The following is a 23,514-nucleotide window of genomic DNA, read 5'->3' as shown; positions in this document are numbered from 1 at the left end:
CAGGCGGAGGATTCTACGCTGCCGCGGCGATCAGGTGATGACCGTTTCTCGCGCCAGCAACTGACGCTTGCGTTCCACGCCCCAGCGATAGCCACTGACATCGCCGTCACGCCGTACCACTCGGTGGCAGGGAATTGCCACGGCAATGCGGTTGGCTGCGCAGGCCAGGGCTACGGCACGCACCGCCTTGGGTGCGCCGATGCGCTCGGCGATATCGCTGTAGCTGACCCGGCCGCCCGCCGGTACCTCGCGCAGCGCCTGCCAGACACGCTCCTGGAAGGCGGTGCCCTGTACATCGAGGGGCAGTTGCAGCCCCAGCGACGGCTGCTCGACAAAACCCACCACCTCGGCAACCAGGCGCTCGAAAGCAGGATCACCACCGATGAAATGGGCCTTGGGGAACTGGTCCTGCAACTGTTCGAGCAGCGTTTGCGGGTCATCGCCGAGCAGGATCGCGCAGATGCCGCGCTCGCTTTGCGCCACCAGGATCGCCCCGAGAAAGCACTGGCCAAGGGCAAAACGAATGGTCGCGCCCACGCCGCCGGCCCGGTACTCACGCGGCTGCATGCCCAGGCGCTGGCCCGCGCTGGCATAGAAGCGACTGTTGGAGTTGTAGCCTGCGTCGTAGATCGCGTCAGTGACGCTGCCAGCCTGCTCCAGCCCCTCCCGCAAGCGTCTGGCACGAAAGGCCGAGGCATAGGCCTTGGGTGTGAGGCCGGTTTCGGCCTTGAACAAGCGGTGCAGGTGGAAGGGGCTGACACCCAGTTCAGCACCCAGCTGCTCGAGTTGAGGCGCGCTGCCGTGGGATTCGATCAGCCGGCAGGCACGCGCAACCAGCGCGGTACGCCTGGCGCCAGGGTCGGCGAGGGTTGCCGTACAGCGTTTGCACGGACGGTAGCCGGCGGCTTCGGCAGCGACGGCATCATCGAAGAACTCGACGTTTTCGCGCTTGGCCATGCGCGACTTGCAGCCTGGCTGGCAATAAATGCCCGTGGTGCGCACGGCATAGACGAAGTGACCGGCCGCTTCTGGATCGCGGGCCTGGACGGCCTGCCAGCGGGCGGCATCGGTGTTGTACGGGGTGGCTGGCATGGGCGGGGCCTCTGGGGTGATTGGTTGTCAGCGTGGCAGGTTCTGTTGGGCTGGGCTCTCCGGTTCTTGCGGGGTTATTTTGTGCCGGCCTTTTCGCGGGCAAGCCCGCTCCTACAAGAGCCAGCACACCCTTGCCCGCGAAAAGGCTCCACCTCAAGCCCGCCACAGATACCAGGCCGCCACCGTCCGATAAGGGCTCCAGACGCCGCCCAGCGAGCGCATCTGCGCCGGCGTCGGTGCCTTCTCCAAGCCCTTCAGGCGACGGTATCCCTCGCGCACCCCGAAGTCATCCACCGGCAGGATGTCCGACCGCTCGAGGCTATAGATCAGCAACATCTCCACCGTCCAGCGCCCCACGCCACGCAAGGCCACCAGGCGCTCGATCAGCGCCTCGTCCTTCATCGCCAGCGCCTCCTCGCGCCCGGGCACTGCCCCTTCGAGGCGGGCCTGAGCGATGTGCAGGATGCTCGCCAGCTTGCTCGCCGAGAAGCCACAACCGCGCAACACCTCGGGGTCAGTGGCGAGCAACTGCTCGGGCGCAGGAAACGCCACCTGCGGATATAACGCCAGCAAGCGCCCGAGTATCGCCTCGGCGGCCCGCGCATGCAGTTGCTGGTACGCCACCGCCCGCACCAGCGCCTCGAACGGCTCACGCCCAGGCGTAGCGCGGTGCAGGCACGGCCCGACCGCGGCGATATGCCGGGCCCAGTCCGGGTCCAGCCCGCTGAGGAAGTCGATCGCCTGCTGATAGGCGTGCGGCGAGAGATCGGCATGGATCATGGCACGTTACCCGTGGAATGAGCTGAAAGCCCCATGTTAGACCAACCGTTCATCGCAAGATCGCCGAATCTTGCGCGACAAATTCCTGGTATGCCATTGCTCCGACAGCATTGCCCCGCATAGAATTGAGAACTATTCACAGTCACCTCCTCACTTCTTCGCAACCAGGGCCGCAGCCACGATGCAGATGAACGACATGCTCAAGCCTGCCGAAGTCGATCTGCTCTACCAGGCTCACCACGCCTGGCTGCGCGGCTGGTTGCGGGCACGGGTCGGCTGCCGGGAACATGCCGCGGACCTCGCCCAGGACACCTTCGTACGCCTGCTGCGCGCGCGTCAGGTTTCACCGCTGAAAGAGCCGCGCGCCTACCTCAGCAGCGTCGCCCGCGGGCTGATGATCGATCAGTTCCGGCGCCGTGCACTGGAACGCGCCTATCAGGAAAGCCTGGCCTGCCTGCCCGAAGGCGAAGCGCCCAGCGAGGAGCATCGCCTGGTGATCCTCGACACCCTCGAACGCCTCGACCGCGCCCTGCAACTGCTCAAGCCGCGGGTGCGCCAGGCATTCCTGCTGGCCCAGCTCGATGGCCTGAGCATCCCGCAGATCGCCGCGCACCTGAAAGTGTCCCGGGCCACGGTCGAGCGCGACCTGGCCCGGGCGCTGGGCACCTGCTATCGGTTGCGCTATGCCGACGCCTGAGCGCATCCCAGCCCAGGCCCAGGTCGATGAGGCGATCGACTGGCTGGTGAAACTGCGCTTCGACGATCCATCGGCACACCATCAGCAGCAATTCCAGCACTGGCTGCACAGCCATCCGCACAACGCCCTGGCCTGGCAGCGGGTCAACAGCCTGGGCAACGAACTGGCCGGCCTGCCTCCTGACCTGAGCCGGCGCACCCTTGAGGGCAGCCAGCGCCAACGCATGAGCCGGCGCAACAACCTCAAGCTGTTGGTCGCATTCGCCGCTGCCGGCGGGGCTCTCTGGACCGCGCGCGAGCCCCTGGGCCTGCCAGCGCTGATGGCCGACAGCCGCACCGCGACCGGCGAGCGCCGCGACTTGCAAGGCAGCGATGGCAGCCGCATCCAGCTCAACACCGCCAGCGCCATCGACCTGCGCTACAGTGCCGACCTGCGCCTGCTGACACTGATTCGCGGCGAAGTCAGCCTGGACAGCAATGCCAGCGACAACCGCACCTTTCACATCGACACCGCCATCGCCGACATGGACACCCGTAACGGCCAGTTGCTGCTGCGCGAGAACGACGACGGCCTGCTGCTGGCGGTTCGCCGTGGCGAGGTACTGCTGTTCCCCTCCTCCGCTCGCCCACGGTGGGTAAAGACCGGCGAGGTGCTGCAGGTGAGTGCCTCGGGGCAAACCGAGGTGGCGGCCCTGCATGGCGACCCGTGGGGCTGGACCGATGGCGTGCTCAGCGTGCAGCAGATGCCGTTGGGCGAGTTCGTGGCCGAACTTTCGCGGTATCGGCCGGGGCTGCTCAGGTGCGCACCGGAAGTCGCCGGGCTGAAGGTTTCGGGGACTTATCAACTGGCAGACACCGATCAGATCCTGCTGTTGATCGCACGAAGCTTGCCGGTACGCATCGACTACCGCACGCGCTACTGGGTGAGCATCGACTTGGCCTGATCCCCGGGCGTTTGGCCAGTCACCCTGTGTCATGAAAATAAATGAGGTGGAATCTCATTCTCGTTCGGCCTGAAGGAACAAAGCCCGAAAAGTGGTCTACCCAACCTTCAGGAGCGTTTCATGATTCGCCCGTGTTCCCCCCGCAACGACAGCCTGCGCAGCGCCATCCACGCCGCTGCCTTCGGTCTGGGCTTGGTCACTGCTGCACTCTCCGCCCAAGCCCTCGCCGCCCCGGCCAGCCAGAACCAGCAGATCGCCTGGAACATCCCGGCAGGCCCGTTGGCCCCAGCGCTGGACCAGATGGCCCGCCAGGGCGGCCTGAACCTGTCGTTCGACGCGAACAGCCTCCAGGGCAAGACTACCCGTGGCGTGCAGGGCAGCTACGACAGCGCCCAGGCCCTGTCGATCCTGCTGCAGGGCAGCAACGTGCAAGTCCAGCAACAGAGCGACAAGAGCTTCATGCTGATCCCCGCGCTGGACGTCGGTGATGCACTCGAGCTTGGCGCCACCAGCATCTCCAGCGACCGCCTGGGCGAGACCACCGAGAACACCGGCTCCTACACCACCGGCGCGGTGACCATCGGCAAGACTCCGCAAAGCATCCGTCGCACCCCGCAGTCGGTGACCGTGGTCACCCGACAGCGCATCGACGACCAGAACATCACCAACCTCACCAACCTGCTCGAACAGACGCCCGGGGTAGTGGTCAACCTGACCGACAGCGAGCGCGTGCAGTATTACTCGCGCGGCTATTCGATCGACGCCATCCAGTACGACGGCGCCACCGTGGTGCAGAGCAGCGGCGGTGGCTCGTTCATCCAGAGCGACTCGGCAATCATCGACCGCGCCGAGATCCTGCGTGGGGCCACCGGCATGCTGCGCGGGGCGGGCAACCCTTCGGGCACGGTGAACCTGGTGCGCAAGCGCCCGACCTACCAATACCAGGGCAGCGGCAGCATTACCCTGGGCACCTGGAACGCCCAGCGCTATGTCGCCGATATCTCCGGGCCATTGACCGAAACCGGCAACGTGCGTGGGCGGATCATCGCCGTGCACGACGACAAGGACCACTTCCAGGAGTCGCGCCAGGAACGCAAGGACGTGCTGTACGGCGTACTGGCCTTCGACCTGAACGACAGCACCACCCTGACCACCGGCCTTGAATGGACCAAGCTCGACGCCACCGGCGCATGGGGCAACCTGCCCGCCAACTACGACGGCTCGCCGCTGCCGTTTGGCCGCAGCACCTACCTGGGTGCCGACTGGAACCGCTGGAACCGCAGCAACCTGCAGACCTTCGCCGAGCTCGAACATCGTTTCGACAACGACTGGAAGCTCAAGCTGATGGCCCAGCGCACCCACTTCGAGTTGGCCGACGATGGTTTCAAGCAGACCTACTTCACCCGCGCCACCGGCGCCGCCAACCCCACCAACAACCCGTACCTGATGAGCTACCAGGTCACCGAAGGTGATGGCGGCGAGAGCCTGCAAAACAACCTGAGCGCGACCCTCAATGGCCCGTTCGACCTGCTGGGTCGTACCCACGAGCTGATGCTGGGCGTCGAGCGTATCCGCAACGATTCTTACGCCTCGGCCACCAACTACGTTCAGTCGGGGGTGTTCGACATCCGCAACTGGGACCCCAAGACCAGCCTGGCCAACCCGTCTATCGACATCCTCGCCCACCCGGTGCGCACCCGTACCACCCAGGAAGGTGCCTACGCCACCTGGCGCATTTCCCTGGCCGACCCGCTCACCGCGATCATCGGCGCACGCACCAACTGGTACGACTACGAGCAGGAAAACAACACCCGCTCCAACGGCAAGTTCAGCGTCGACAACGAAGTGGTGCCCTACGCGGCGCTGATCTATGACCTCAACGACAATTTCAGCACCTACGCCAGCTATACCGAGATCTTCAACCCGCAGACCGCCACCGACGCCACTGGCTCGGTGCTCGCGCCGGTCACCGGCGAGGCCTACGAGACTGGCATCAAGGGCGAGTTCTATGACGGGCGGCTGAACACCTCGCTGGCGTTCTTCCGCATCTATCAGGTCGGCAACCCGCTGGACGACATCAGCGGGCCAAATCCCTGCCCACCGAACTACACCAGTGGCTACTGCAAGGTTGCGGCAGGCAAGAACCGCAGCCAGGGCTTCGAACTGGAGATTTCCGGCGAAGTGCTGCCGGGCTGGAACGTGACCGGTGGCTATACCTACAACACCACCGAGTACCTGAAGGACACCACCAGCAACACCGGCAATGCGATTCGCACCACCGACCCCAAGCGCATGCTGCGGCTGTTCACCAGCTACCGCCTGCCGGGTGAGCTGGACGCCTGGACCATTGGCGGTGGCGTGCAGGCCCAGAGCGACATCTACAACCGCAGCGGCACTGCGGTCGCCACGCAGTCGGGGTATGCGGTGTACAACGCGATGGTCCACTACCGCTTCAACGACCACTATTCGTTGCAGGTCAACGCCAACAACATCTTCGACAAGCAGTACTACCGCCAGGTGGCACCGACACCGACCGGCTACTACTGGGGCGATCCGCGCAATGTGTCGGTGACCTTGCGCGGGAGCTTCTGACCTTCCCGGACTGAATGGGTCTGTTCGCAAGCCAGTCGCAGCGGCGGTTCGGCGCCCCACAGCCCCTCTCCCACGGAGATACCGCTGCTGTCCACAGCGGTAGCTTGCCTCTGTGGGAGCAGCGGTTCGGCGTCCCGACTTGCCCGCGAAGAACCCTCACTGGCCCGGGCTGACTTCCACGCTAACCCGCCCGGCCCGCCGCCACGCCTGCCGTGCAAAGCACACGAACAACCCTGCCATCACCGCCAGCGCCATGGGCAACCCATGCGGCGCGACGTCCATTGCCGCACCGCTGACCAGCGGCCCGACCAGACTACCTACACCCCACAACAAGCCGACACTCGCATTGGCCGTCACCAGGTCCTTGCCCTTGAAGCGCTGCCCGATCAGCACCAGTGCCAAGGTATAGATCCCCCCAGCCACCGCCCCCAGCACCACCAGCAACGGCCACAGCAGCCAGGTCATCTGCAGCAGCCACGGCAGGGCGATACCGATCGCCATCGCCACCAGCCCACACACCAGGTGCAGCCCGGTGCGCTCCACCCGGTCCGCCAGCCAACCCAGCGGCAGCTGGAACAGCATGTCGCCAGCGAACACCACCGTCACCATCAGCGCGGCCACGCCTATTGCAAAGCCATGGCTGGTGGCATACACCGGCAACAACGACAGCACCACGGCGTCGAAGAACGAGAAGAACAGCACCGCCACGCACAGGGCCGGGGCAACACGGAAGAAGCCGCCCAGGGTGAAGCTCTTGTCGTCTTCCTCGCCATGCTCGACATGATCGTTCGGCACCGTGAGCAGGATGCACAGCAACGCCAGGCCATAGCAGGCGGTGACCACCCCCGTCACCCAGGGGCTGTTGGCACCGACCAGCGCCAGCATCGCCGGGCCCAGCACCTGGAAGCCTGTGAAACTGGTGGCGTACAGGGCCATGATCTTGCCGCGGTTGTGCTCAGGGCACAGCTCGTTGACCCACGACTCGCCCAGGATGATCGCGATGCCCATGCCGACCCCTAGCGCCAGGCGCAGCAGCGCCAGCAGCCAGATCGACGCGAACGACCACTCCAGCAGGCCGATGCTCAGGGCACAGAGACTGAAGCACAACAGGTAGATGGTGCGCCGGGTGAGGAGCCGGCAGCAGGCGTCGACCATGAACGCCGAAAGCATCATGCCCGCAGCGGGAATGGCCGAGACGATGCCGATTTCCAGGGTGCCAGCCCCCGCCTCGTGCAGACGCAACGACACCAGCGGCAGGCTGGCCCCCAGGCTGAAGCCCACCACCGACACGGCGAACAGAAGGCCCGCCAGCAAACGCATGTTCATGTACCACTCCAGACAACTGAAAAAGACGTGCAAACGCAGGCGCCCACGGCCACGCCGAGGCGGCGCAGCAGACAGGGGCGCAGATCAGTTCAGTGCGTGGTGTGTGGCGAGAAGGTGAAGGCGAACAGGACGCTGCGCCGGCGCTTGAGCACCGTGTCGCTCGGCCACGCGCGACGCGCTGTCGGGGCGACAGGCAGGCATGTGTGGCTGAGGGAGGGTGAGCGGCGCATTGCTTGAATCGCAGGGAAAAATGAAGGAGGCGGCACTCTAGGCCAGGGCTGATCGTTCAGTCAACTGGGCGGCCCCTTTCGCGGACGAACCCGCGAAAGGGGCGCAACACGCGCTTTGGTGTCTCAACGCTTGCCGGTGGACGGCAGGAACACCGCCAGCAAGCCGAACAACGGCAGGAACGAGCACAGCCCATATACGTACTCGATCCCGCGCAGGTCCGCGAGATAGCCCAGCAGCGCCGCGCCGATCCCGCCGAAGCCGAACATCAGCCCGAAGAAGATGCCTGCGATCATGCCGACGTTCCCCGGCACCAGCTCCTGGGCATACACGACGATCGCCGAGAACGCCGAGGCGAGGATGAAGCCGATCACCAGGCTCAACACCGTGGTCCAGAACAGATCGGCGTAGGGCAGCGCCAGGGTGAACGGTGCCACGCCCAGGATCGAGAACCAGATGACTGCCTTGCGCCCGATGCGGTCACCGATAGGACCCCCGAAGAAGGTCCCCGCCGCCACCGCGCCGAGGAACAGGAACAGGTGCAGTTGCGAGCTGGCCACCGACAGGTCGAACTTCTCGATCAGGTAGAACGTGAAGTAGCTGGTGAAGCTGGCCATGTAGAAGTACTTGGAGAACACCAGCAGCCCCAGCACGATCAGCGCGGCGAGCACACGCTGGCGCGACAGGCCATGGGTGGCGGCACCGGCCTTGCGCGCCTTGAACTGGTTCAGGTGATCCTTGTACCAGCGGCGCAGCAGCAAGGTCACACCGAAGAAGAACAACGCCGCCAGGCCGAACCAGGCGACGTGGGTCTGGCCGAACGGGATGACGATCGCCGCCGCCAGCAGCGGACCGAAGGCCGAGCCGGCGTTGCCTCCTACCTGGAAGGTCGACTGCGCCAGGCCGAAGCGCCCGCCGGAGGCCAGGCGGGCGATGCGCGAGGTTTCCGGGTGGAAGGTCGAAGAGCCGATCCCCACCAGCGCCGAGGCCAGCAGGATCATCGGGAAGCTGCCGACGAACGCCAGCATGACGATACCCACCAAGGTACACAGCGTGCCCAGCGGCAGCAGGTTCGGCGTGGGCCGCTTGTCGGTATAGAAGCCGACCCATGGCTGCAGCAGTGAGGCGGTGACCTGGAAAGTCAGGGTGATCAGGCCGATCTGGGCGAAGCTCAGGTCGTAGTTGGCCTTGAGCATTGGGTAGATCGCCGGCAACACCGACTGGATCAGGTCGTTGATCAGGTGTGCAAGTGCGCAGAAGGTGATGATCCGCATCACCAGCGGGCTGCTGCCGGAAGTCGGCGTTGCGCTGCTGGTCGCGGGGCTGGACGAGGTACTGCTGATGGCCATGGGCTCGACATCCGTGCTCAGTCAGATTGGGATCCGATTATTAGAAACATCTCGATACGAAGCCACCCTTATTTGCCTTGGATGTGCCATCCATCCGTCACGCACTTGCAAATGGTTCTCACTATATTTAGCATCCTCAACCAATTCCCCCGTATATACAGGGCCAAACCGCCCTTCTCGCGAGCAGACCGATCCCATGAACCCGATGCCCGCCGTGCAGTTCGATCACGATCCCCAACGCGAAGCACTGGAATGGTTCGCCCGCCTGCGCCAGCCGGGCGGTGATGAGCGGCAGCGCAAGGCCTTCGCCCTGTGGTGCCAGGATCCGGACAATGCCCGCGCTTTTGCGGCGCTGGAAAGCCGCTGGCAACAATTGCAGAGCCCGCCTGCGCGGCTGCGGCCACGGGAGGTGGCGGTACGTCGCAGTCACTGGGGCAAAGCGCTGGGGGCGTTGTTCCTGTTGCTGCTGGCCGCGTTGGCCTACCTCTACTGGCCGTTGATGCAGCGCCTGGGCAGCGAGCTGCACACCGCTGCGGGCGAGCGCCGCAGCCTGCGCCTGGCGGACGGTTCGACCCTGCATCTGGACAGCGCCAGCGCCATGAACGTCGACCTGCGCAGCCGCACCCGCCAACTACAGTTGGTTCAGGGCCAGGTGTACCTTGAAGTGATGCTCGATGGGCGCGCGCTGGAAGTGCAGGTGGACGATGCGCGGATCCAGGTGTTCGGCACCCGCCTCATGATCGCTCGCAACAGCGACTACGACGAACTGGTGGTGCTCAGCGGCAAGGCCATGGTCAGCCAAGGCGGCGACCAGCGCATGGTGTCGGCGGGCGAGCGGGTCAGGTTCAACCCGGTGCGTATCGACGCGGTGGAAAAGGCCGACATCAAGACGGCCGATGCCTGGCGCAACGGGCAACTGGCCGCCCGGGACATGCCCTTGCAGCAGGTGCTGGAGCGGCTTGCCAGCTACCAAGGGCAGCGGGTGTGGATGATGGACGAGCAAACCGCTTACCGGCGCATCAGCGGTGATTTCAACCTCGACCGCGCAGGCGAAACCCTCGACAGCCTCGCCGCCGCCCAACAACTGCGGGTCAACAACCTGCTCGGGCAGTGGCTGATCGTCCGCTGAAGCGGGCCTTCCGGCTAAGTTTTTGAAAGCGTGCAGATTTTTTTTGAAATGAGTGTTGACAGAGGGTCATCACAAGAGAATAATGCGCGCCATTGGCTACATAGCTCAGTTGGTTAGAGCATAGCATTCATAATGCTGGGGTCCGGGGTTCAAGTCCCTGTGTAGCCACCAAATACGAAAAGGGCTTACCGCAAGGTAAGCCCTTTTTCTTTGCCCTCGAGAATCCCCTTCAGCGTATGCCCGCCATGGCGACGGCCACCCCCAGGCCAATCAATGCCACTCCGATCACCCGATCCACCACGATCTGTCGTTCGATCATCGCCTTGCGCAGCCCGGCGCTGGAGAAAAACACCGCCACCAGGCTGAACCACGCCCAATGGGCCAACGACATGAAGGCACCATAGCCCAGGTTTATCGCCAGTTCGCTGCCCGGCTTCACCACCTGCGTGTAGGCGCTGATCACGAACAGCATGGTCTTGGGGTTGAGTGCGTTGGTGAGAAACCCCGTGCGCAGGGCCGCGAATGTGCCCGTCGCACTGACCGGCTCCTGGCTGTCGAGACGGATGCGTTGGGTATTGGTGAGCGACCGGTATCCCAGATAGACCAGATATCCCGCCCCCAGTGTTTTCATCAACACGAACAGCGTCGGGCTGCGGCTGATGAGCACAGCGATGCCGAACAATGTGTACAGCACGTGCACCTGAACCCCCAGGGCGATCCCCAAAGCTGCCGCCAGCCCAGCTCGACGACCTTGTGCATAACTGCTGCGGGTGACCACGGCGAAGTCCGCGCCGGGGCTGATGACAGCCAGAAGGGTGAACAGGGCAACGGCGATCAGTTCGGTCATGCGAGAAGCCTCGATAGGTGACGTTAGTACACAGGAAGTAAGATTATCGAGGGCGCTGGTGCGGGAAAAAATCGATTTTGCCGCCACCCTATCTGCTAGTTTTCATCACCTATCTTTTATCGCGCATGGCGTCTTGCCGCCACTGCAGCCCAGAACAGACAGCGGACGCCCCATGAAACTCCCCCACCTCACCGCCCTGCGCTACTTCGACAGCGCTGCGCGCAGCGAAAGCTTCGTGCGCGCCGCCGAGCAACTGCACGTCACCCATGGCGCGGTCAGCCGCCAGGTGCGGCTGCTCGAAGAGGGCCTGGGGATCGAACTGTTCGAGCGACGCAACCGCGCAGTCTTCCTCACCGCGGCCGGGCGAACCCTGTTCGACACCACCCAAACGATTTTCGAACAGCTCGCCAGCACGGTGCAGCGCCTGCAGGAACACGCACAGGACAACGTCCTGGTGCTGTCGTGCGAGCCCACCCTCGCCATGCGCTGGCTGATCCCGCGCCTGCCGGACTTCCATGCCCACCACCCGGACCTGCAACTGCACCTGGTGGCCGCGGGCGGCCCGGTCGACTTCACCCGCGGCGGTATCGACCTGGCGTTGCGCCGAGACGACTTCCGCTGGGATCGCCAACTGCACAGCCTGAAGATCTGCGAGGAATGGATCGGCCCTGTCGCCCGCGCGGGCGCGCCCGCCACGCTCGACGGCCAGCGCCTGCTGCATAGCCACACCCGCACCACAGCCTGGAACACCTGGCTGAGCCTGAGCGGCCACAGCGCCACCGGCGCAGAACGCAGCGACTACGAGCATTTCTATCTGTCGATCCAGGCCGCCAGTGCCGGGCTGGGCATGGCCATCGCCTCGGCACTGATGGTTGGCGATGAACTACGCAGCGGCCAGTTGCAGGCGCCCTACGGGTTTCTGCGCGACGGCTCGGCCTATCATCTGCTCAGCCCCCAGCCCCTGGACGACGACAGCAAGCGCCAGCGCTTCGCCGAATGGGTCTTGCGCCAGTGCCAGGGCAGCCTCGATCACCTGGGCCTGGCGCAGAACGACGAACCTGCGCTGCCGTCGCCACCCCAGGTGCGATAGCCCGCGGTATCGAGATGGATACGGCCTGAGGGATAGCGCCCCAGCCCCATGTTCCAGGCCTGCCCCTGCTGCTGCCAGAAGGCGCACAGCGGATTGGGGTCGGCCCAGTCGGGCAGCAACAGGTCGACAGCGAAGGCGCGGGTATGGGCGCTGCCCACCGCGCCCCCGGCACAGGCGTTGAGCTTGGGCTCGCGGTAGGCGGACACCACCTCGAACTGGCGCAGGATACCCTGCAGTTCGAGAGTGCGGATCAGTGCCAGGGTCGAGCGCACGGCCGGCCATTGCGCGCTCGGCGCCACGGCGAACGGCGAGGCGCGGCACAGACGCCAGTCCGATGCCGAACGCAGCAACTGATGGATCGGCACCACCCCGTACAGCCGCGCATCCACCAGCATCTGGCGAAACGCGCGGGTCTCGTGGTCGCCCGCCCAATGCGCGAACATCCGCACATCACGCTCGTCGGCGCTGACCCCTGTCATCGCCAGAAGCGACGTCGCCAACAGCCATGTTCCGACGCTTTTCATCCCCCACCTCTTCATCCAGTATGAGCAGCCCGCCGACCCTGGCGGCCACTGACAAGGAGTTAAGCATGCAAAAGATGGCTGTATCGGGCCTGGCCGCCCTCGCCTTCAGCGGCCTGGCACTGGCGGATGCACAGATCGACCTGGGCGATGCGCAACGGGTCACCCGCTTGTTCGCCTTCCCCAACAACTGCCACGTGATCTGCTTTCGCGACTGGACGCTGGAGCAGACCGTCGAGCACTACCTGACCCAGAGCGTACGCCGCGACGGCTATGCCGACGCCCAGGTGCAGGTGCGTCGCGACAACGACAGGCTGCATGCCCATATCAGCGCCGTTCCAGCCAGCTATGCCGAGCCGTTGCGCAAGCTACTCGACAGCGGCGAACTGGCCTACCAGGGCGCTACCCGTCTGAACAACGATGGCAAGTGGGCCTACGACTGGTACCTGTTCCTGCCACTGGGCATGGCCCTGGAAAATCGCCGCAGCATCGAGCTGCTGCACTTCCCGCCGGATTATTCGCTGACCCAGGCCCAGGACTACCTGCGCTCCAACACCACCGATCGCTGGGCACAGCTGCTGACCTTCAACGGTGTCGAGGCCAGTCAGACCCCGGCCTACCAGACCATCGTCGACATCGCCCCGATCGCTGCGCCCGCCAGCGCCGGCAAGGACCTGGAAGGCACCTACAGCTACTTCGCCGACTATCAGACGCGAATGGTCAAGGAGATGACCCTGCGCCACGACGCCAAGCCCCTGCCGATGGTGGCTTTCGGCGCACCGGTGCGCAGCTGGATCCAGCAGCAGTACGGGCCGAAGGTCAATGTGCTGGGGCTGGTCAGCATCAGCCCTGAAGCAGGTACCCAAGTGCCGGTGCTGGGCGCCAACCACCCGAGTGCGATCTGGTATGCGGCCGACAAGAACAACACCGGCGGGGATCAGGACAAGGCGGACGCCGCAGGCCTGAAGATGATGGGCCAGGACCTGACCGCCGCCTGCTGGCAGGCCGGCATGGGCCGCAACCCGCAGGCGGACGCCAAGCTGACACTGGAGGCCTGCTCGACCAAGTGGCAGGTGACCCAGAAAAAACAGACCTGCGAACTGTTCTACCGCACCCTCCGCGACATGACCCCGGAGCAGGCGGCGGCCAAGTGCAACACCGGCACCGTGACCCGCAGCCTGAGGGACCTGCGCAAACCCGTGGAGATCACAGCGCCGCAGGGCTGACAGGGGGCCATCTAGACTCTAAAGGCCCCGATCAGCCGCTTCAGCTCCACCACCTGGCTCGACAGCGCGCGGCTGGCGTCCTCCGTCTGGCAGGCACCCTGCGTGGTGTCCTGCGCCGCGCGGTTGATCGCCACGATGTTCTGGTCGATGTCATGGGCCACGGCCGTTTGTTGCTCGACGGCCGCGGCGATCTGCTGGTTCTGCTCGACGATGCCGCCCACCGCGCCCAGGATATTGGCCAGTGCCTGCTGCACCTGCCGCGCTTCATCCACGGTCCCCGCCGCCATCTGGTGGCTGCTGCCCATGGCTCGCACGGCAGCACCAACCCCTTCCTGCAGGCGCTGGATCATCTGCGCGATCTCCTCGGTGGAGTCCTGGGTGCGGCGTGCCAGGGTACGTACTTCATCGGCAACCACGGCAAAGCCCCTGCCCTGCTCGCCCGCACGCGCCGCCTCGATGGCTGCGTTCAGTGCCAGCAGGTTGGTCTGCTCGGCAATGCTGCGGATCACTTCCAGCACCCGGCCGATGGCCTGGCTGTCGCCGACCAGCTGGTTGACCGCAACCACCGTCTGGTCGATCTCGCCGGCCAGGCGAGCAATGCTGTCCTGCTGGTGCGCCACCAGGCTGCGCCCGTTGGCACTCTCGCGGTTGACCTGCTGCGCACCATCGGCGGCCAGCGCCGCGCTGCGGGCCACCTCTAGGGCGGTGGCGCTCATCTGGTTCATCGCCGTGGCCACCTGCTCGATCTGTTCGCGCTGGCCACTCACGGCCTGGTTGCTGCGTGTCGACACCGAAAGCACCTGCCCGGCCTGCTCCTCGACGGTCGCCACGGTACGCCCCACCTGCTCGATCAGCCCCCGGATGCGCCGCACGGTCTCGTTGAAACCCTGGCCCAACTCGCCCAGCTCATCCTGGCTGCGCACCTCGAAGCTGACCGTCATGTCGCCACCGGCCACCCTGTCCATGGCCGCACCGAGATTGCCAAGGGTACGCCGGGTCGACACATAGAAGCCGCTGTAGAGGTAGAGGATCGACAGGAACACGATGGCCAGCGCCGCGACCAGCGCCAGCATGTGCAGGCGGTGCTCGCCCAGGCGTGCCTGCAACTGCTGCTGCAGGTGGGCGATCGCTGCATCGTTGAGGCGGTAGGTTTCGCCCATCAGGGCACTGACCTGCTCGTAGAAGGCAGGCCAGGGCGCATCGAGGGTCTCGGCCACCACGACCTGGTCCTCGAACAGCGCCGCAGCCCGGCGCACCGTCGCCTGGCTGGCCTGGGCCTGCGCACCGAGGCTGGCCTTGGCCTGGGCATCGGCAGCCAACGCATCCTCCACCCGCAGGGCGTAGTCGGCCGACAGACGCTCCAGGCGTTGCAGCAAGTCTTCGAACCGCGCACTCCCCGCCGAATCGATGAAACCGCGCCCCAGGGCAACAGCGCCGATGGCCCGTCCTTCGCCGAGCATCTGGGTGACCTGGGCGGTGCTGGCACCGATCAGGTCGCTCAACTGGCGTACCGACGCCTGATTGTCCTGGCTCAAGCCCGCCTGGCTGGCCACCAGCTTGCCCAGCACCTGAGCCTGGGCCAGCAGCTTGTCGAACAGCGCGGTCTTGTTTTGCAGGGAGGTTTCGGCGCGAGCCTTGGCGAAGGCGTCGGCCAGCTCGACGCGCTTGGCTTCGAGTTGCGGATCCTGGCTCGCCAGGGCCTGGAGCTGGGCCTGGACCTTGTCCTCGAGGGCATCGATACGCGCTTCGACATCCCCGGCCTGGCCCGACTGGCCGAGCACGGCGTTGATCTGCAGAAGATTGCCCAGGCTTTCGAGGTCGCCACGCAGGGCCAGGCTGCCAGCCACAGGGCCAAGGCCGCTCAGCTCGACGCCTGTGACATGGAACTGGCGATAGGCATCGCGAACCAGATAGAAGCTGGTGACCAGCATGGGCAGGAAGAACAGGACGCTGATCAGGCTGAACTTCATGCCGAAGCTCAGCCGGTTCATCAACGCGATGGCCGGATGGAGCAGGCGCTTCATGGGTCACCTCCTTGGATTTTTATTGTTCTGCGGGGTAGCACAAGGCCATAACTGGCCGAGGCTCTGTATAGCGCAGAATCAATCCAAGGTTTGTAACTTAAGGTTAAGCGGCTTCGGCGTTCAGTTCAGAGCAGCACCGTCCACAGCGCAAACACCGCGTACCACAGCACCGCGCTGCGCAGCAGCAGTTCCCACAGGCTGTCCAGGCGCGCCAGCGCACTCTGCGCCTCTTCTTCCTCGGGAATGTCATCGGCCACCCGCCCGACACGGGCGATCAACTGCCCCGCGCTGATGTGCCAGTTGAGCACTTCGTGCAGCATCACCCGGGCCACCGAAACGAAGTTGCCGACCAGCGCGAAGCTCAATGCCAACACCCGCACCGGCAACCAGTCCATGGCATGGCGCAGCTGCGCCGCGCGCTCCTTGAGCGCTGGTTGATGGCTGTTTGCTGCACTCAGCGCCAGCAAGCGATACCCCAGTGCTGCGGCCGGGCCGAGCAGGAAATACCAGAAGATCACGGCAAAGAAGCTCTGGTACGCCTGCCATACCAGGTTGCCCTGCACCCGCGCCAGCAGGTCACGCGGATCGTCTGCAGCCAGGCCCAGGTCGCGCTCGGCCACATGCAGCGCCGCCTGTTCATCACCCCGACGCCAGGCGTCGCGGAACGGGCCGAGCGCCGCCTTGGCATCTCCGCGCCCAAGGCTGTAGATCAGCACCAGCAGGTGCACTGGCAGCGCCAGCAAGCCGTAGGCCACCGGCTGCAACACATGCAGCAGCAACGCCAGCACCAGCACCGGTGCCAGCACCAGGATCGTCAGGCTCCACCAGGGGTGAACCTTGCTGCTGCGCTCCAGACGCACCAACTCACCGAGGAAGAACCCGTCACGCTGCAAGCGATGGCGCAGGGACGAGAACTGCTCGACCCACAACACCAGTACCAACACCAGAAAACTCATGCCTTGTCCTCGTTCAGCGCGGCGCGGTAGCGGGGCCAGTCGAAAGCTGGCCCGGGATCGGTCTTGCGTCCCGGCGCGATATCGTCGTGACCCTTGATGCGTTCGGGGCTGATCGCAGGCCAGAGGCTGCGGATCTGCCGCGTCAGCTGTTGCAGGGCGGTGTACTGGGCATCGGTGTAGGGCATATCGTCGGTGCCTTCGAGCTCGATGCCGATGGAAAAGTCGTTGCATCCCTCACGCCCGTCGAAGCACGACACCCCGGCATGCCAGGCGCGGTCGAGCAACGACACGAACTGGGTGACCGCACCATCGCGCTCGACGAACAGGTGCGCCGACACGGTCAGGTGCTGGATGCTTTCGAAGTAGGGATGCTCTGCCGGGTCAAGCCGGTTCTGGAAGAACTGCTGAACCTTGCCCGTACCGAAACAGGCTGGCGGCAGGCTGATGTTGTGGATCACCAGCAGGGAAATCGCCTCGCCTTCGGGGCGGGCGTTGAAGTTCGGCGAGGGGCAGTGAGTGACACCGGAGAACCAGCCAGTGGCGCGGTCCAATTGCATGGGCAGATCCTGAAAAACGCCGGATACGAGGCTTCAGTATGCCCCGCCGACAGCGCGCTTGCATGTAAATGATTGTGGGTACCTCAACGTGCCTGGGCAATGCGCAGGCTGTCGAGCACCGCATCGAGGGCCCGCTCGAACAGCAGCCCGTCGTCCAGCACCCGTGCCTCGCCACGATGCAGGGCAAGGGCCAGGCCAATGCTGTTCCACTCGCGCACCTTCATGCCGGTGCGGTTGGCGAAGACCAGCCGATCACTGCTGTCGATACGCGCCACCAGCTTGCAGCGCAGCGGCTCGTCATCGTCGCTGAGCTCGATCCAGGTGCCCAGGCGCAGGCGCTGGACCTGGCGCAATTGCGGGCTGTGCTCGTCCAGGACCGGCGCCCGGCCACCTGCCGACTCCTCGGCGACGGCAAGGACGATATCCGTCTCCACCCGCACATCATCAGCCTCGTCCTGCCATTGGCCGGGCTCGGCACAGGCGCGCAGGTGCAGACGCTCCAGTTGCAGGAAGAACTCGCGCAGCGCAGCCGAATCCAGTGCCACACCCGCCAGCCCATCGCGCAACGCCTTGAGCAGCCCCGGCACCTGTTCGAGCAGGGCCTGGCGCGCTTGCGGCCCCGGGTGCGGTGCGATGCTGGCAAGCAGCGCGTCCATGGTCGCCAGGCCATCGATCCAGGCCGCGGACGCCTCGCCCTGCTTGAGCCAGGCGAGCAGCAGCACCTGGCTCCAAGAGTCCACCAGCATCTGCACCACCACCCGCGGCAATACGCGCCCGCGCAGGCGTTGGTTGAGCGCCTGCTGGACCTGCTGACGTGCCTGCAACGTCCGCGCCCGCCCCTCCTCGGCATCGCGGGTGCGCTGCTCCAGCAGCTCGTTGCGCCGACGCTCTTCGGTGCTGAAGAGCAGGAACTCGTCGAGCACCTCGGCGAATAGCCGAGCATCGTCGGTGAAATCGCTGAGCAGCCGCAAGACGATACGCTCCACCCGCGCCTGCAACCCTTCACCCGCTCCTTCCCAACCGATGGCCATGGCAGCGATCTCGTTGAGCAGGCGGCGCGCTGGATGACTGGCACGGCTGAACAGGCTCTTGTCGAGCAAGGCGACCTTGAGCAGCGGGATGTGCAAGCGTCCAAGCAGGGCGCGCAGGGGCGGGGGCAGGTTATCGTCGCGCTGGATGTGGTCGAACAGCAGGTCGACCAGGTTGATCATGTCTTCGTCGGCAGTGGCCAGGCGGCGGCGCGTGCCACTGCGAACGCTGACCCGCAGCAACAGTTGTTCGAGCTGCTGGCCGAGGTCGAAATCGTCGGCCTCGAACGGCCCGGGCACGTAATGCTGCAGGTGAGTGAGCAAGCGCAACAGGTCGGCGCTACCGATCGGCTGCGCCGCCGAGACACTCTGCAAGCGCGGCGCCAGCCTGCCACGTACCGGTGCCAGCAAGCCTTCCAGCGAGGCGAAATAAGCCTGGCCGGCGCTGTCCGCACCTATGTCTTCACCCGCGATCAACGAGGCCGGGGTGCGTCGTGCGGCCAGGCCGCGGTCCTCGGCACGCCGACGCGGAGCGGGGGCAAGTTCGCCCAGCACGCCCGCCGCGGCCAGCAACTGGTTGGCCTCGCCATAGAGCAGGTCGACGTCGCGCAGCACATAGCGCTCGAACAGCTTGAGCAGGACCAGCTTGACCTTGAGGTCTACCCCCAGGCTGCGTCCGGCGTCCAGAAAGTAGCCACACAGGCATGCAGGCCCCAGCGGATTGCACCGCACATCGAGGGGGATTTCGAGCAGGGCGGCAAAGCGCTGGCCGAGTTGCTCGAGGGCAAAGACGTCGCGCGCCAGCACGCGCTCGACCATGGCACCGACCGCCAGTGTTCGCTCGCGCTGGGCCTTGCCGACGGGCAGGTCGATAGTGCCCAGCGCGCCCAACGGGTCGGCCTGGCCGATGCGGCTGAAGGTTTCATGGAAGATGTCGAGAAAGGCACGTTCGATGCTCTTGCGCTTGAGACGCAAGTCGCGCATGGCTTCGAAATAGAGATGTTGCTGATCGCCCGCGCAAGCCTTGTCAGCCATTTCGAAGAGCGTGTCGTCAGCGTTGTCGAACAGGGCACGCAGCCCTTGGCGCAAGTGCAGTGCCGCTTTGTCACGTACTTGCAGGAGCACGACGGGAAGGCAAGGCAAGGGCGTGCGCACCCCTCTGTCGATGGCGGCCACCAAGGGCCCCATCTTGCCTTCTTCATGCATCCCGAACTCCTTGCAGGGTATTGGTCGACTGGCGAGGAAACATCGTCAAAGCTATGACGCCAAATACAAGGCGCCATTATCAGTGAAAAAGATGACAGCTGCCAACACGCCATTTACAAGACGCGACCGGACGCACACTTCCCGACTGCAGGGTCGACGGCTGTAAACCGCGCCCCCCTGCCCTATAATCGCCGGCACCTAGCTTGTGGAGCCGACCATGCCGAACCTACGTCTCGCCGATCTCACCGCCGAAATCGAATCCAACGTGCGCCGCGCACTGCTGGAAGACGTCGGCAGCGGCGACATCACCGCCCAGCTGATTCCGGCCGAGCGCCTGGCCAAGGCCACCATCATCACCCGCGAAGACTGCGTGATCGCCGGCACCGCCTGGGTCGATGCCGTGTTCCGCCAGCTCGACCCGCGGGTGGCCGTGCACTGGCAGGTGGCCGATGGCGAACGCGCCACCGCCAACCAGGTGCTGTTCCACCTCGAAGGCCCGGCCCGTTCGCTGCTCACCGGCGAGCGCTCGGCATTGAACTTCCTGCAGATGCTGTCGGGCGTGGCCACCCACGCACGCTTTCTCGCCGACCTGGTCGAGGGCACCCAGGTGCGCTTGCTCGATACCCGCAAGACCCTGCCGGGCCTGCGTCTTGCGCAGAAGTACGCGGTCACCTGCGGGGGTTGCCACAATCACCGCATCGGCCTGTATGACGCCTTCCTGATCAAAGAAAACCACATCGCTGCCAGCGGCGGCGTGGCCGAAGCCGTCGCCGCCGCGCACCGCATCGCGCCGGGCAAGCCGGTGGAAATCGAAGTGGAAAGCCTGGACGAACTGGGCCAGGCCCTGGCGGCTGGTGCAGATATCGTCATGCTCGACGAACTGACCCTCGACGAGATGCGCGAAGCGGTGCGCATCACCGCAGGCAAGGCCAAGCTCGAAGCCAGCGGCGGGGTCAACGAAACCACTCTGCGGGTCATCGCCGAAACCGGTGTGGACTACATCTCCATCGGCGCAATGACCAAGGATGTGAAGGCCGTCGACCTGTCGATGCGCCTGAGCCTCTGATCCCGCTGCGCGTCAGCCGACCAATGCTTGCGCTTTCAGCAATGCCTAGGCGGCTGAGCGGGCCGTCGCTCGCGGCGTTTCGCAGTGCGGCGGTGGCAGGCTGAAACGAAAGAACCGGCCAACGGGCCGGTTCTTTCGTGATCAGGCGGCGACTCAGAACGAGGCGTTGGCCAGGCCGTCCAGGTAGCGCTCGACGTCCAGTGCTGCCATGCAGCCGGCACCGGCCGAGGTGATGGCCTGGCGGTAGACGTGGTCGGCCACGTCACCGGCAGCGAACACACCTGCGACGTTGGTGGCAGTGGCATTGCCTTCACGGCCGCCGTTGACCACCAGGTAGCCGTCTTTCAAGGTCAGCTGGCCTTCGAACAGCGAGGTGTTCGGGGTATGTCCGATGGCGATGAACACGCCGTCGACCTTGATCTCGTCGCTGCTGCCATCGTTGTTCTTCAGGCGCGCACCGGTCACGCCCATGTTGTCACCCAGCACTTCGTCCAGGGTGGCGTTGAGCTTGAGCTCGATCTTGCCTTCGGCGACACGGGCATTGAGCTTGTCGATCAGGATCTTCTCGGCGCGGAAGGTATCGCGACGGTGCACCAGGGTCACCTTGCTGGCGATGTTGGCCAGGTACAGCGCCTCTTCCACAGCGGTGTTGCCACCACCGACCACGGCAACCGGCTTGTTGCGGTAGAAGAAACCGTCGCAGGTGGCGCAGGCCGACACGCCCTTGCCCATGAACGCTTCTTCCGACGGCAGGCCCAGGTAACGGGCGCTGGCACCGGTGGCGACGATCAGCGCATCGCAGGTGTAGGTGCCGCTGTCGCCGGTCAGGGTGAACGGCTTGCTGGCCAGGTCGACGGCATTGATGTGGTCGAAGACGATCTCGGTCTCGAAGCGCTCGGCGTGTTCCTGCATGCGCTGCATCAGTGCCGGGCCGGTCAGGCCATGGGGGTCGCCCGGCCAGTTGTCGACTTCGGTCGTGGTGGTCAGCTGGCCGCCAGCCTGCAGGCCGGTGATCAGCAGCGGCTTGAGGTTGGCACGGGCAGCGTAGACCGCGGCGCTGTAACCGGCAGGGCCGGAACCGAGGATGATGACCCGGGAATGACGAACTTCGGACATGTCGTGCTCCTGTCGAGCCGGCCACATGAGGCCGACACCGGTGTGCCGGCGACGCCGGCTGGAAAATAAAAAGGACCTGCGCAGCACTTGGGGAAGGCTACAACGCACAGGTCCGAAAACCTGGGGGCCACCTTCCACTGAGGGCTCGCGGCGTTTCACGGCGTTCAGAAATTGAACGCACTGTAGCGAGGTGGCAAAGATTAAGGAAATATCCTTCGACAATCCACCTTATAGACAGGCTCTATCCAGGGACGAATCCGATCTGCGATTGTCCCTATGCTTTGTTACAGCCGGTGTCGCGCCTTTCGTCGGCGCCGCAAACTCGGTAAGGTCAGCCCGTTTTCCTTCTGTGGAGCATCCCGATGCAAGCCCCCGTCCTGTCCGGCCCCCAGTACCTGCGCGAGGGCCTGAAGCTGGTCCTGAGCCCGAACCTGCGGTTGTTCGTGCTGTTGCCGCTGGCAGTCAACCTGCTGCTGTTCGGCGGCCTGATCTATTTCGCCGGCCACCAGTTCAGCCTGTGGGTCGATGCGCTGATGCCGACCCTGCCCAACTGGCTGAGCTTTCTCACCTACATTCTGTGGCCACTGTTCGTCGCCCTGGTGGTGCTGATGGTGTTCTTCACCTTCACCCTGTTCGCCAACATCATCGCCGCGCCGTTCAACGGTTTTCTCGCGGAGAAGGTCGAGGTGGTGGTGCGCGGTGAAGACACCTTCCCGGCGTTCAGCTGGGGCGAACTGGCCGCGATGGTGCCGCGCACCTTCAGCCGCGAGATGCGCAAGCTCGGCTACTTCCTGCCGCGCGCCATCGGCCTGTTCATCCTGTCGTTCATTCCGGTAGTGAACGTGGTGGCTGCGCCGCTGTGGCTGGTGTTCGGCATCTGGATGATGGCTATCCAGTACATCGACTACCCGGCCGACAACAACAAGATGAGCTGGCAGGACATGCTCGCCTGGCTGCGCAGCAAGCGCTGGCAGTCGCTGGGCTTTGGCGGGATCACTTACCTGGCGCTGCTGATCCCGGGGGTGAACGTGCTGATGATGCCGGCGGCGGTGGCGGGGGCTACGTTGTTCTGGGTGCGGGAGCGCAACTGAGGCATCCGGGCTCTTGTGCCGAAACTGAGACCCCGTTGGATGGCACCGGCCATGCCGGTGATCGCGGGACCAGCCCGCTCCCACAGGAATTGGGCTGGCCTTGGATTTTGAACAAGACAGTTCCTTGTAGGGTAAGACCTGAAGGGAAAGGGCAGCGCAAGGCACCGCCCGTCAGTCAGTGACTCAACTGGCTGGAGAACTGCCCCACCGCATTGACCACCTTCTTCGCCCCGTCCTGGATCTCGACGATCACGCTCCCGGTTTCCCCGGCCAGCGTCAGGCCCTGCTCGGCCTGGCGCTTGCTGGTGTCGATGATGTCCACCGCCGCCTGGGCCAGTTGCTCGTTCTGCTGCACCACCCGGGCAATCTCCTCGGTGGCACTGCTGGTACGCGAGGCGAGCTGGCGCACTTCGTCGGCAACCACTGCGAAGCCCCTGCCCTGCTCGCCGGCACGGGCGGCTTCGATCGCGGCATTGAGCGCCAGCAGGTTGGTCTGCCCGGCAATGTCGCTGATGGTCTTGATGATCGAGCCGATCACCTTGGACTGCTTGTCCAGCGCCTGGATACCCTCGGCCGCCTCCTGCATCGAACTTTCCAGGCCACGCATCACCTCGACCGTCTGGGTAACCACGTCGGTGGCCTTGCGGGCG

Annotated in this window: 19 protein-coding genes, 1 tRNA gene and 2 pseudogenes; 9 read left to right on the top strand and 13 right to left on the bottom strand. The window is 65.0% G+C overall.

Annotated elements, in window-relative coordinates:
- Positions 1 to 30 precede the first annotated feature (30 nt).
- Both ada and ACNFHO_RS15830 read right to left on the bottom strand, forming a co-directional pair.
- Entirely contained in the window at positions 31 to 1,092 is a 1,062-nt protein-coding gene (ada, locus tag ACNFHO_RS15835) for a bifunctional DNA-binding transcriptional regulator/O6-methylguanine-DNA methyltransferase Ada (protein ID WP_416766831.1), read from the bottom strand.
- A gap of 153 nt (positions 1,093 to 1,245) precedes the next feature.
- Positions 1,246 to 1,872, bottom strand: coding sequence for a DNA-3-methyladenine glycosylase family protein (locus ACNFHO_RS15830; protein ID WP_054895229.1), 627 nt, complete (start codon positions 1,870 to 1,872; stop codon positions 1,246 to 1,248).
- Between the two features lie 181 nt (positions 1,873 to 2,053).
- Here ACNFHO_RS15830 and ACNFHO_RS15825 point away from each other — a divergent pair, with 181 nt between their 5' ends.
- The 3 genes from ACNFHO_RS15825 (at position 2,054) to ACNFHO_RS15815 (ending at position 6,104) form a co-directional block, all read left to right on the top strand.
- Positions 2,054 to 2,569, top strand: a complete 516-nt coding sequence (locus tag ACNFHO_RS15825; RefSeq protein WP_054895228.1) for a sigma-70 family RNA polymerase sigma factor — start codon at positions 2,054 to 2,056, stop codon at positions 2,567 to 2,569.
- Positions 2,556 to 3,512 carry a FecR domain-containing protein gene (locus tag ACNFHO_RS15820; RefSeq protein ID WP_416766830.1) on the top strand — a complete coding sequence of 319 codons (957 nt, stop codon included), beginning with the start codon at positions 2,556 to 2,558 and terminating at the stop codon, positions 3,510 to 3,512. Before ACNFHO_RS15825 ends, ACNFHO_RS15820 begins: the two co-directional genes overlap by 14 nt.
- 120 nt (positions 3,513 to 3,632) lie before the next feature.
- Positions 3,633 to 6,104, top strand: coding sequence for a TonB-dependent siderophore receptor (locus ACNFHO_RS15815; RefSeq protein WP_414154770.1), 2,472 nt, complete (start codon positions 3,633 to 3,635; stop codon positions 6,102 to 6,104).
- A 156-nt stretch (positions 6,105 to 6,260) separates the two neighbouring features.
- Here ACNFHO_RS15815 and ACNFHO_RS15810 read toward each other — a convergent pair whose 3' ends face one another.
- Together ACNFHO_RS15810 and ACNFHO_RS15805 are read right to left on the bottom strand one after the other, a co-directional pair.
- Positions 6,261 to 7,430, bottom strand: coding sequence for an MFS transporter (locus tag ACNFHO_RS15810; RefSeq protein ID WP_065863386.1), 1,170 nt, complete (start codon positions 7,428 to 7,430; stop codon positions 6,261 to 6,263).
- A gap of 353 nt (positions 7,431 to 7,783) precedes the next feature.
- Positions 7,784 to 9,007 (bottom strand): MFS transporter, encoded by a 1,224-nt coding sequence (locus ACNFHO_RS15805; protein ID WP_054895224.1) that lies wholly within the window; start codon positions 9,005 to 9,007, stop codon positions 7,784 to 7,786.
- 196 nt (positions 9,008 to 9,203) lie between these two features.
- On the opposite strand from ACNFHO_RS15805, the gene ACNFHO_RS15800 reads away from it, so the two are divergent.
- Positions 9,204 to 10,136, top strand: coding sequence for a FecR family protein (locus ACNFHO_RS15800; protein ID WP_416766829.1), 933 nt, complete (start codon positions 9,204 to 9,206; stop codon positions 10,134 to 10,136).
- 94 nt (positions 10,137 to 10,230) lie between these two features.
- Positions 10,231 to 10,307 (top strand) — tRNA-Met (locus ACNFHO_RS15795).
- Positions 10,308 to 10,365: 58 nt separating this feature from the next.
- Here the strand turns inward: ACNFHO_RS15795 and ACNFHO_RS15790 are convergent.
- Positions 10,366 to 10,983 carry a LysE family translocator gene (locus ACNFHO_RS15790; protein WP_416766828.1) on the bottom strand — a complete coding sequence of 206 codons (618 nt, stop codon included), beginning with the start codon at positions 10,981 to 10,983 and terminating at the stop codon, positions 10,366 to 10,368.
- 172 nt (positions 10,984 to 11,155) lie between these two features.
- On the opposite strand from ACNFHO_RS15790, the gene ACNFHO_RS15785 reads away from it, so the two are divergent.
- Positions 11,156 to 12,073 (top strand): LysR substrate-binding domain-containing protein, encoded by a 918-nt coding sequence (locus ACNFHO_RS15785; protein ID WP_416766827.1) that lies wholly within the window; start codon positions 11,156 to 11,158, stop codon positions 12,071 to 12,073.
- Here the strand turns inward: ACNFHO_RS15785 and ACNFHO_RS15780 are convergent.
- Complete coding sequence (locus ACNFHO_RS15780) at positions 12,013 to 12,597, bottom strand: peptidase M15 (protein ID WP_416766826.1); 585 nt, start codon at positions 12,595 to 12,597, stop codon at positions 12,013 to 12,015. The genes ACNFHO_RS15785 and ACNFHO_RS15780 overlap by 61 nt on opposite strands.
- A gap of 65 nt (positions 12,598 to 12,662) precedes the next feature.
- On the opposite strand from ACNFHO_RS15780, the gene ACNFHO_RS15775 reads away from it, so the two are divergent.
- Positions 12,663 to 13,820: a hypothetical protein gene (locus tag ACNFHO_RS15775; protein ID WP_416766825.1), complete on the top strand. Its 1,158-nt coding sequence runs from the start codon at positions 12,663 to 12,665 to the stop codon at positions 13,818 to 13,820.
- Positions 13,821 to 13,831: 11 nt separating this feature from the next.
- Here ACNFHO_RS15775 and ACNFHO_RS15770 read toward each other — a convergent pair whose 3' ends face one another.
- From ACNFHO_RS15770 to ACNFHO_RS15750, 5 genes and pseudogenes are all read right to left on the bottom strand, one after another.
- The gene (locus tag ACNFHO_RS15770; RefSeq protein WP_371264442.1) at positions 13,832 to 14,536 is read right to left on the bottom strand and encodes a methyl-accepting chemotaxis protein; all 705 of its coding nucleotides are present in this window, start codon (positions 14,534 to 14,536) and stop codon (positions 13,832 to 13,834) included.
- Positions 14,537 to 14,689: 153 nt separating this feature from the next.
- Positions 14,690 to 14,893: pseudogene (locus ACNFHO_RS15765) on the bottom strand (HAMP domain-containing protein); the annotation flags it as partial.
- A gap of 1,076 nt (positions 14,894 to 15,969) precedes the next feature.
- The gene (gene ampE / locus ACNFHO_RS15760) at positions 15,970 to 16,800 is read right to left on the bottom strand and encodes a regulatory signaling modulator protein AmpE (RefSeq protein ID WP_414154766.1); all 831 of its coding nucleotides are present in this window, start codon (positions 16,798 to 16,800) and stop codon (positions 15,970 to 15,972) included.
- Complete coding sequence (gene ampD / locus ACNFHO_RS15755) at positions 16,797 to 17,357, bottom strand: 1,6-anhydro-N-acetylmuramyl-L-alanine amidase AmpD (protein ID WP_063542846.1); 561 nt, start codon at positions 17,355 to 17,357, stop codon at positions 16,797 to 16,799. The genes ampE and ampD overlap by 4 nt, the downstream gene beginning before the upstream one ends.
- 83 nt (positions 17,358 to 17,440) lie before the next feature.
- Complete coding sequence (locus tag ACNFHO_RS15750; protein ID WP_414154764.1) at positions 17,441 to 19,591, bottom strand: DUF1631 domain-containing protein; 2,151 nt, start codon at positions 19,589 to 19,591, stop codon at positions 17,441 to 17,443.
- A 217-nt stretch (positions 19,592 to 19,808) separates the two neighbouring features.
- Here ACNFHO_RS15750 and nadC point away from each other — a divergent pair, with 217 nt between their 5' ends.
- Entirely contained in the window at positions 19,809 to 20,657 is an 849-nt protein-coding gene (gene nadC, locus ACNFHO_RS15745) for a carboxylating nicotinate-nucleotide diphosphorylase (protein WP_416766824.1), read from the top strand.
- Positions 20,658 to 20,810: 153 nt separating this feature from the next.
- Here the strand turns inward: nadC and trxB are convergent, their stop codons facing one another.
- Complete coding sequence (gene trxB, locus ACNFHO_RS15740) at positions 20,811 to 21,773, bottom strand: thioredoxin-disulfide reductase (protein ID WP_416766823.1); 963 nt, start codon at positions 21,771 to 21,773, stop codon at positions 20,811 to 20,813.
- Positions 21,774 to 22,135: 362 nt separating this feature from the next.
- Between trxB and cysZ the strand changes: the two genes are divergently transcribed.
- Positions 22,136 to 22,864, top strand: a complete 729-nt coding sequence (gene cysZ, locus ACNFHO_RS15735) for a sulfate transporter CysZ (RefSeq protein WP_416766822.1) — start codon at positions 22,136 to 22,138, stop codon at positions 22,862 to 22,864.
- A gap of 175 nt (positions 22,865 to 23,039) precedes the next feature.
- Here the strand turns inward: cysZ and ACNFHO_RS15730 are convergent.
- A pseudogene (locus tag ACNFHO_RS15730) lies at positions 23,040 to 23,474 on the bottom strand (methyl-accepting chemotaxis protein); the annotation flags it as partial.
- Positions 23,475 to 23,514 lie beyond the last annotated feature (40 nt).

Origin of the sequence: Pseudomonas sp. NY15374, assembly GCF_048068255.1 — a bacterium.
In the GTDB taxonomy this organism is placed as follows: Bacteria; Pseudomonadota; Gammaproteobacteria; order Pseudomonadales; family Pseudomonadaceae; genus Aquipseudomonas; species Aquipseudomonas machongensis.
The sequence above is the reverse complement of the archived record's forward strand: the minus strand, read 5'-3'. Positions and strand labels throughout refer to the sequence as shown.

Excerpts from the sequence above, each read along its gene's own strand:
- nadC (WP_416766824.1), top strand. The coding sequence starts at position 19,809 with ATGCCGAACCTACGTCTCGCCGATCTCACCGCCGAAATCGAATCCAAC.
- ACNFHO_RS15805 (WP_054895224.1), bottom strand. The coding sequence starts at position 9,007 with ATGGCCATCAGCAGTACCTCGTCCAGCCCCGCGACCAGCAGCGCAACG.
- ACNFHO_RS15770 (WP_371264442.1), bottom strand. The coding sequence starts at position 14,536 with ATGAGCGCCACCGCCCTAGAGGTGGCCCGCAGCGCGGCGCTGGCCGCC.
- ACNFHO_RS15820 (WP_416766830.1), top strand. The coding sequence starts at position 2,556 with ATGCCGACGCCTGAGCGCATCCCAGCCCAGGCCCAGGTCGATGAGGCG.
- ACNFHO_RS15775 (WP_416766825.1), top strand. The coding sequence starts at position 12,663 with ATGCAAAAGATGGCTGTATCGGGCCTGGCCGCCCTCGCCTTCAGCGGC.
- ampD (WP_063542846.1), bottom strand. The coding sequence starts at position 17,357 with ATGCAATTGGACCGCGCCACTGGCTGGTTCTCCGGTGTCACTCACTGC.
- ACNFHO_RS15825 (WP_054895228.1), top strand. The coding sequence starts at position 2,054 with ATGCAGATGAACGACATGCTCAAGCCTGCCGAAGTCGATCTGCTCTAC.
- ada (WP_416766831.1), bottom strand. The coding sequence starts at position 1,092 with ATGCCAGCCACCCCGTACAACACCGATGCCGCCCGCTGGCAGGCCGTC.
- ACNFHO_RS15790 (WP_416766828.1), bottom strand. The coding sequence starts at position 10,983 with ATGACCGAACTGATCGCCGTTGCCCTGTTCACCCTTCTGGCTGTCATC.
- ACNFHO_RS15830 (WP_054895229.1), bottom strand. The coding sequence starts at position 1,872 with ATGATCCATGCCGATCTCTCGCCGCACGCCTATCAGCAGGCGATCGAC.
- trxB (WP_416766823.1), bottom strand. The coding sequence starts at position 21,773 with ATGTCCGAAGTTCGTCATTCCCGGGTCATCATCCTCGGTTCCGGCCCT.
- cysZ (WP_416766822.1), top strand. The coding sequence starts at position 22,136 with ATGCAAGCCCCCGTCCTGTCCGGCCCCCAGTACCTGCGCGAGGGCCTG.
- ampE (WP_414154766.1), bottom strand. The coding sequence starts at position 16,800 with ATGAGTTTTCTGGTGTTGGTACTGGTGTTGTGGGTCGAGCAGTTCTCG.
- ACNFHO_RS15750 (WP_414154764.1), bottom strand. The coding sequence starts at position 19,591 with ATGCATGAAGAAGGCAAGATGGGGCCCTTGGTGGCCGCCATCGACAGA.
- ACNFHO_RS15800 (WP_416766829.1), top strand. The coding sequence starts at position 9,204 with ATGAACCCGATGCCCGCCGTGCAGTTCGATCACGATCCCCAACGCGAA.
- ACNFHO_RS15815 (WP_414154770.1), top strand. The coding sequence starts at position 3,633 with ATGATTCGCCCGTGTTCCCCCCGCAACGACAGCCTGCGCAGCGCCATC.
- ACNFHO_RS15810 (WP_065863386.1), bottom strand. The coding sequence starts at position 7,430 with ATGAACATGCGTTTGCTGGCGGGCCTTCTGTTCGCCGTGTCGGTGGTG.
- ACNFHO_RS15785 (WP_416766827.1), top strand. The coding sequence starts at position 11,156 with ATGAAACTCCCCCACCTCACCGCCCTGCGCTACTTCGACAGCGCTGCG.
- ACNFHO_RS15780 (WP_416766826.1), bottom strand. The coding sequence starts at position 12,597 with ATGAAAAGCGTCGGAACATGGCTGTTGGCGACGTCGCTTCTGGCGATG.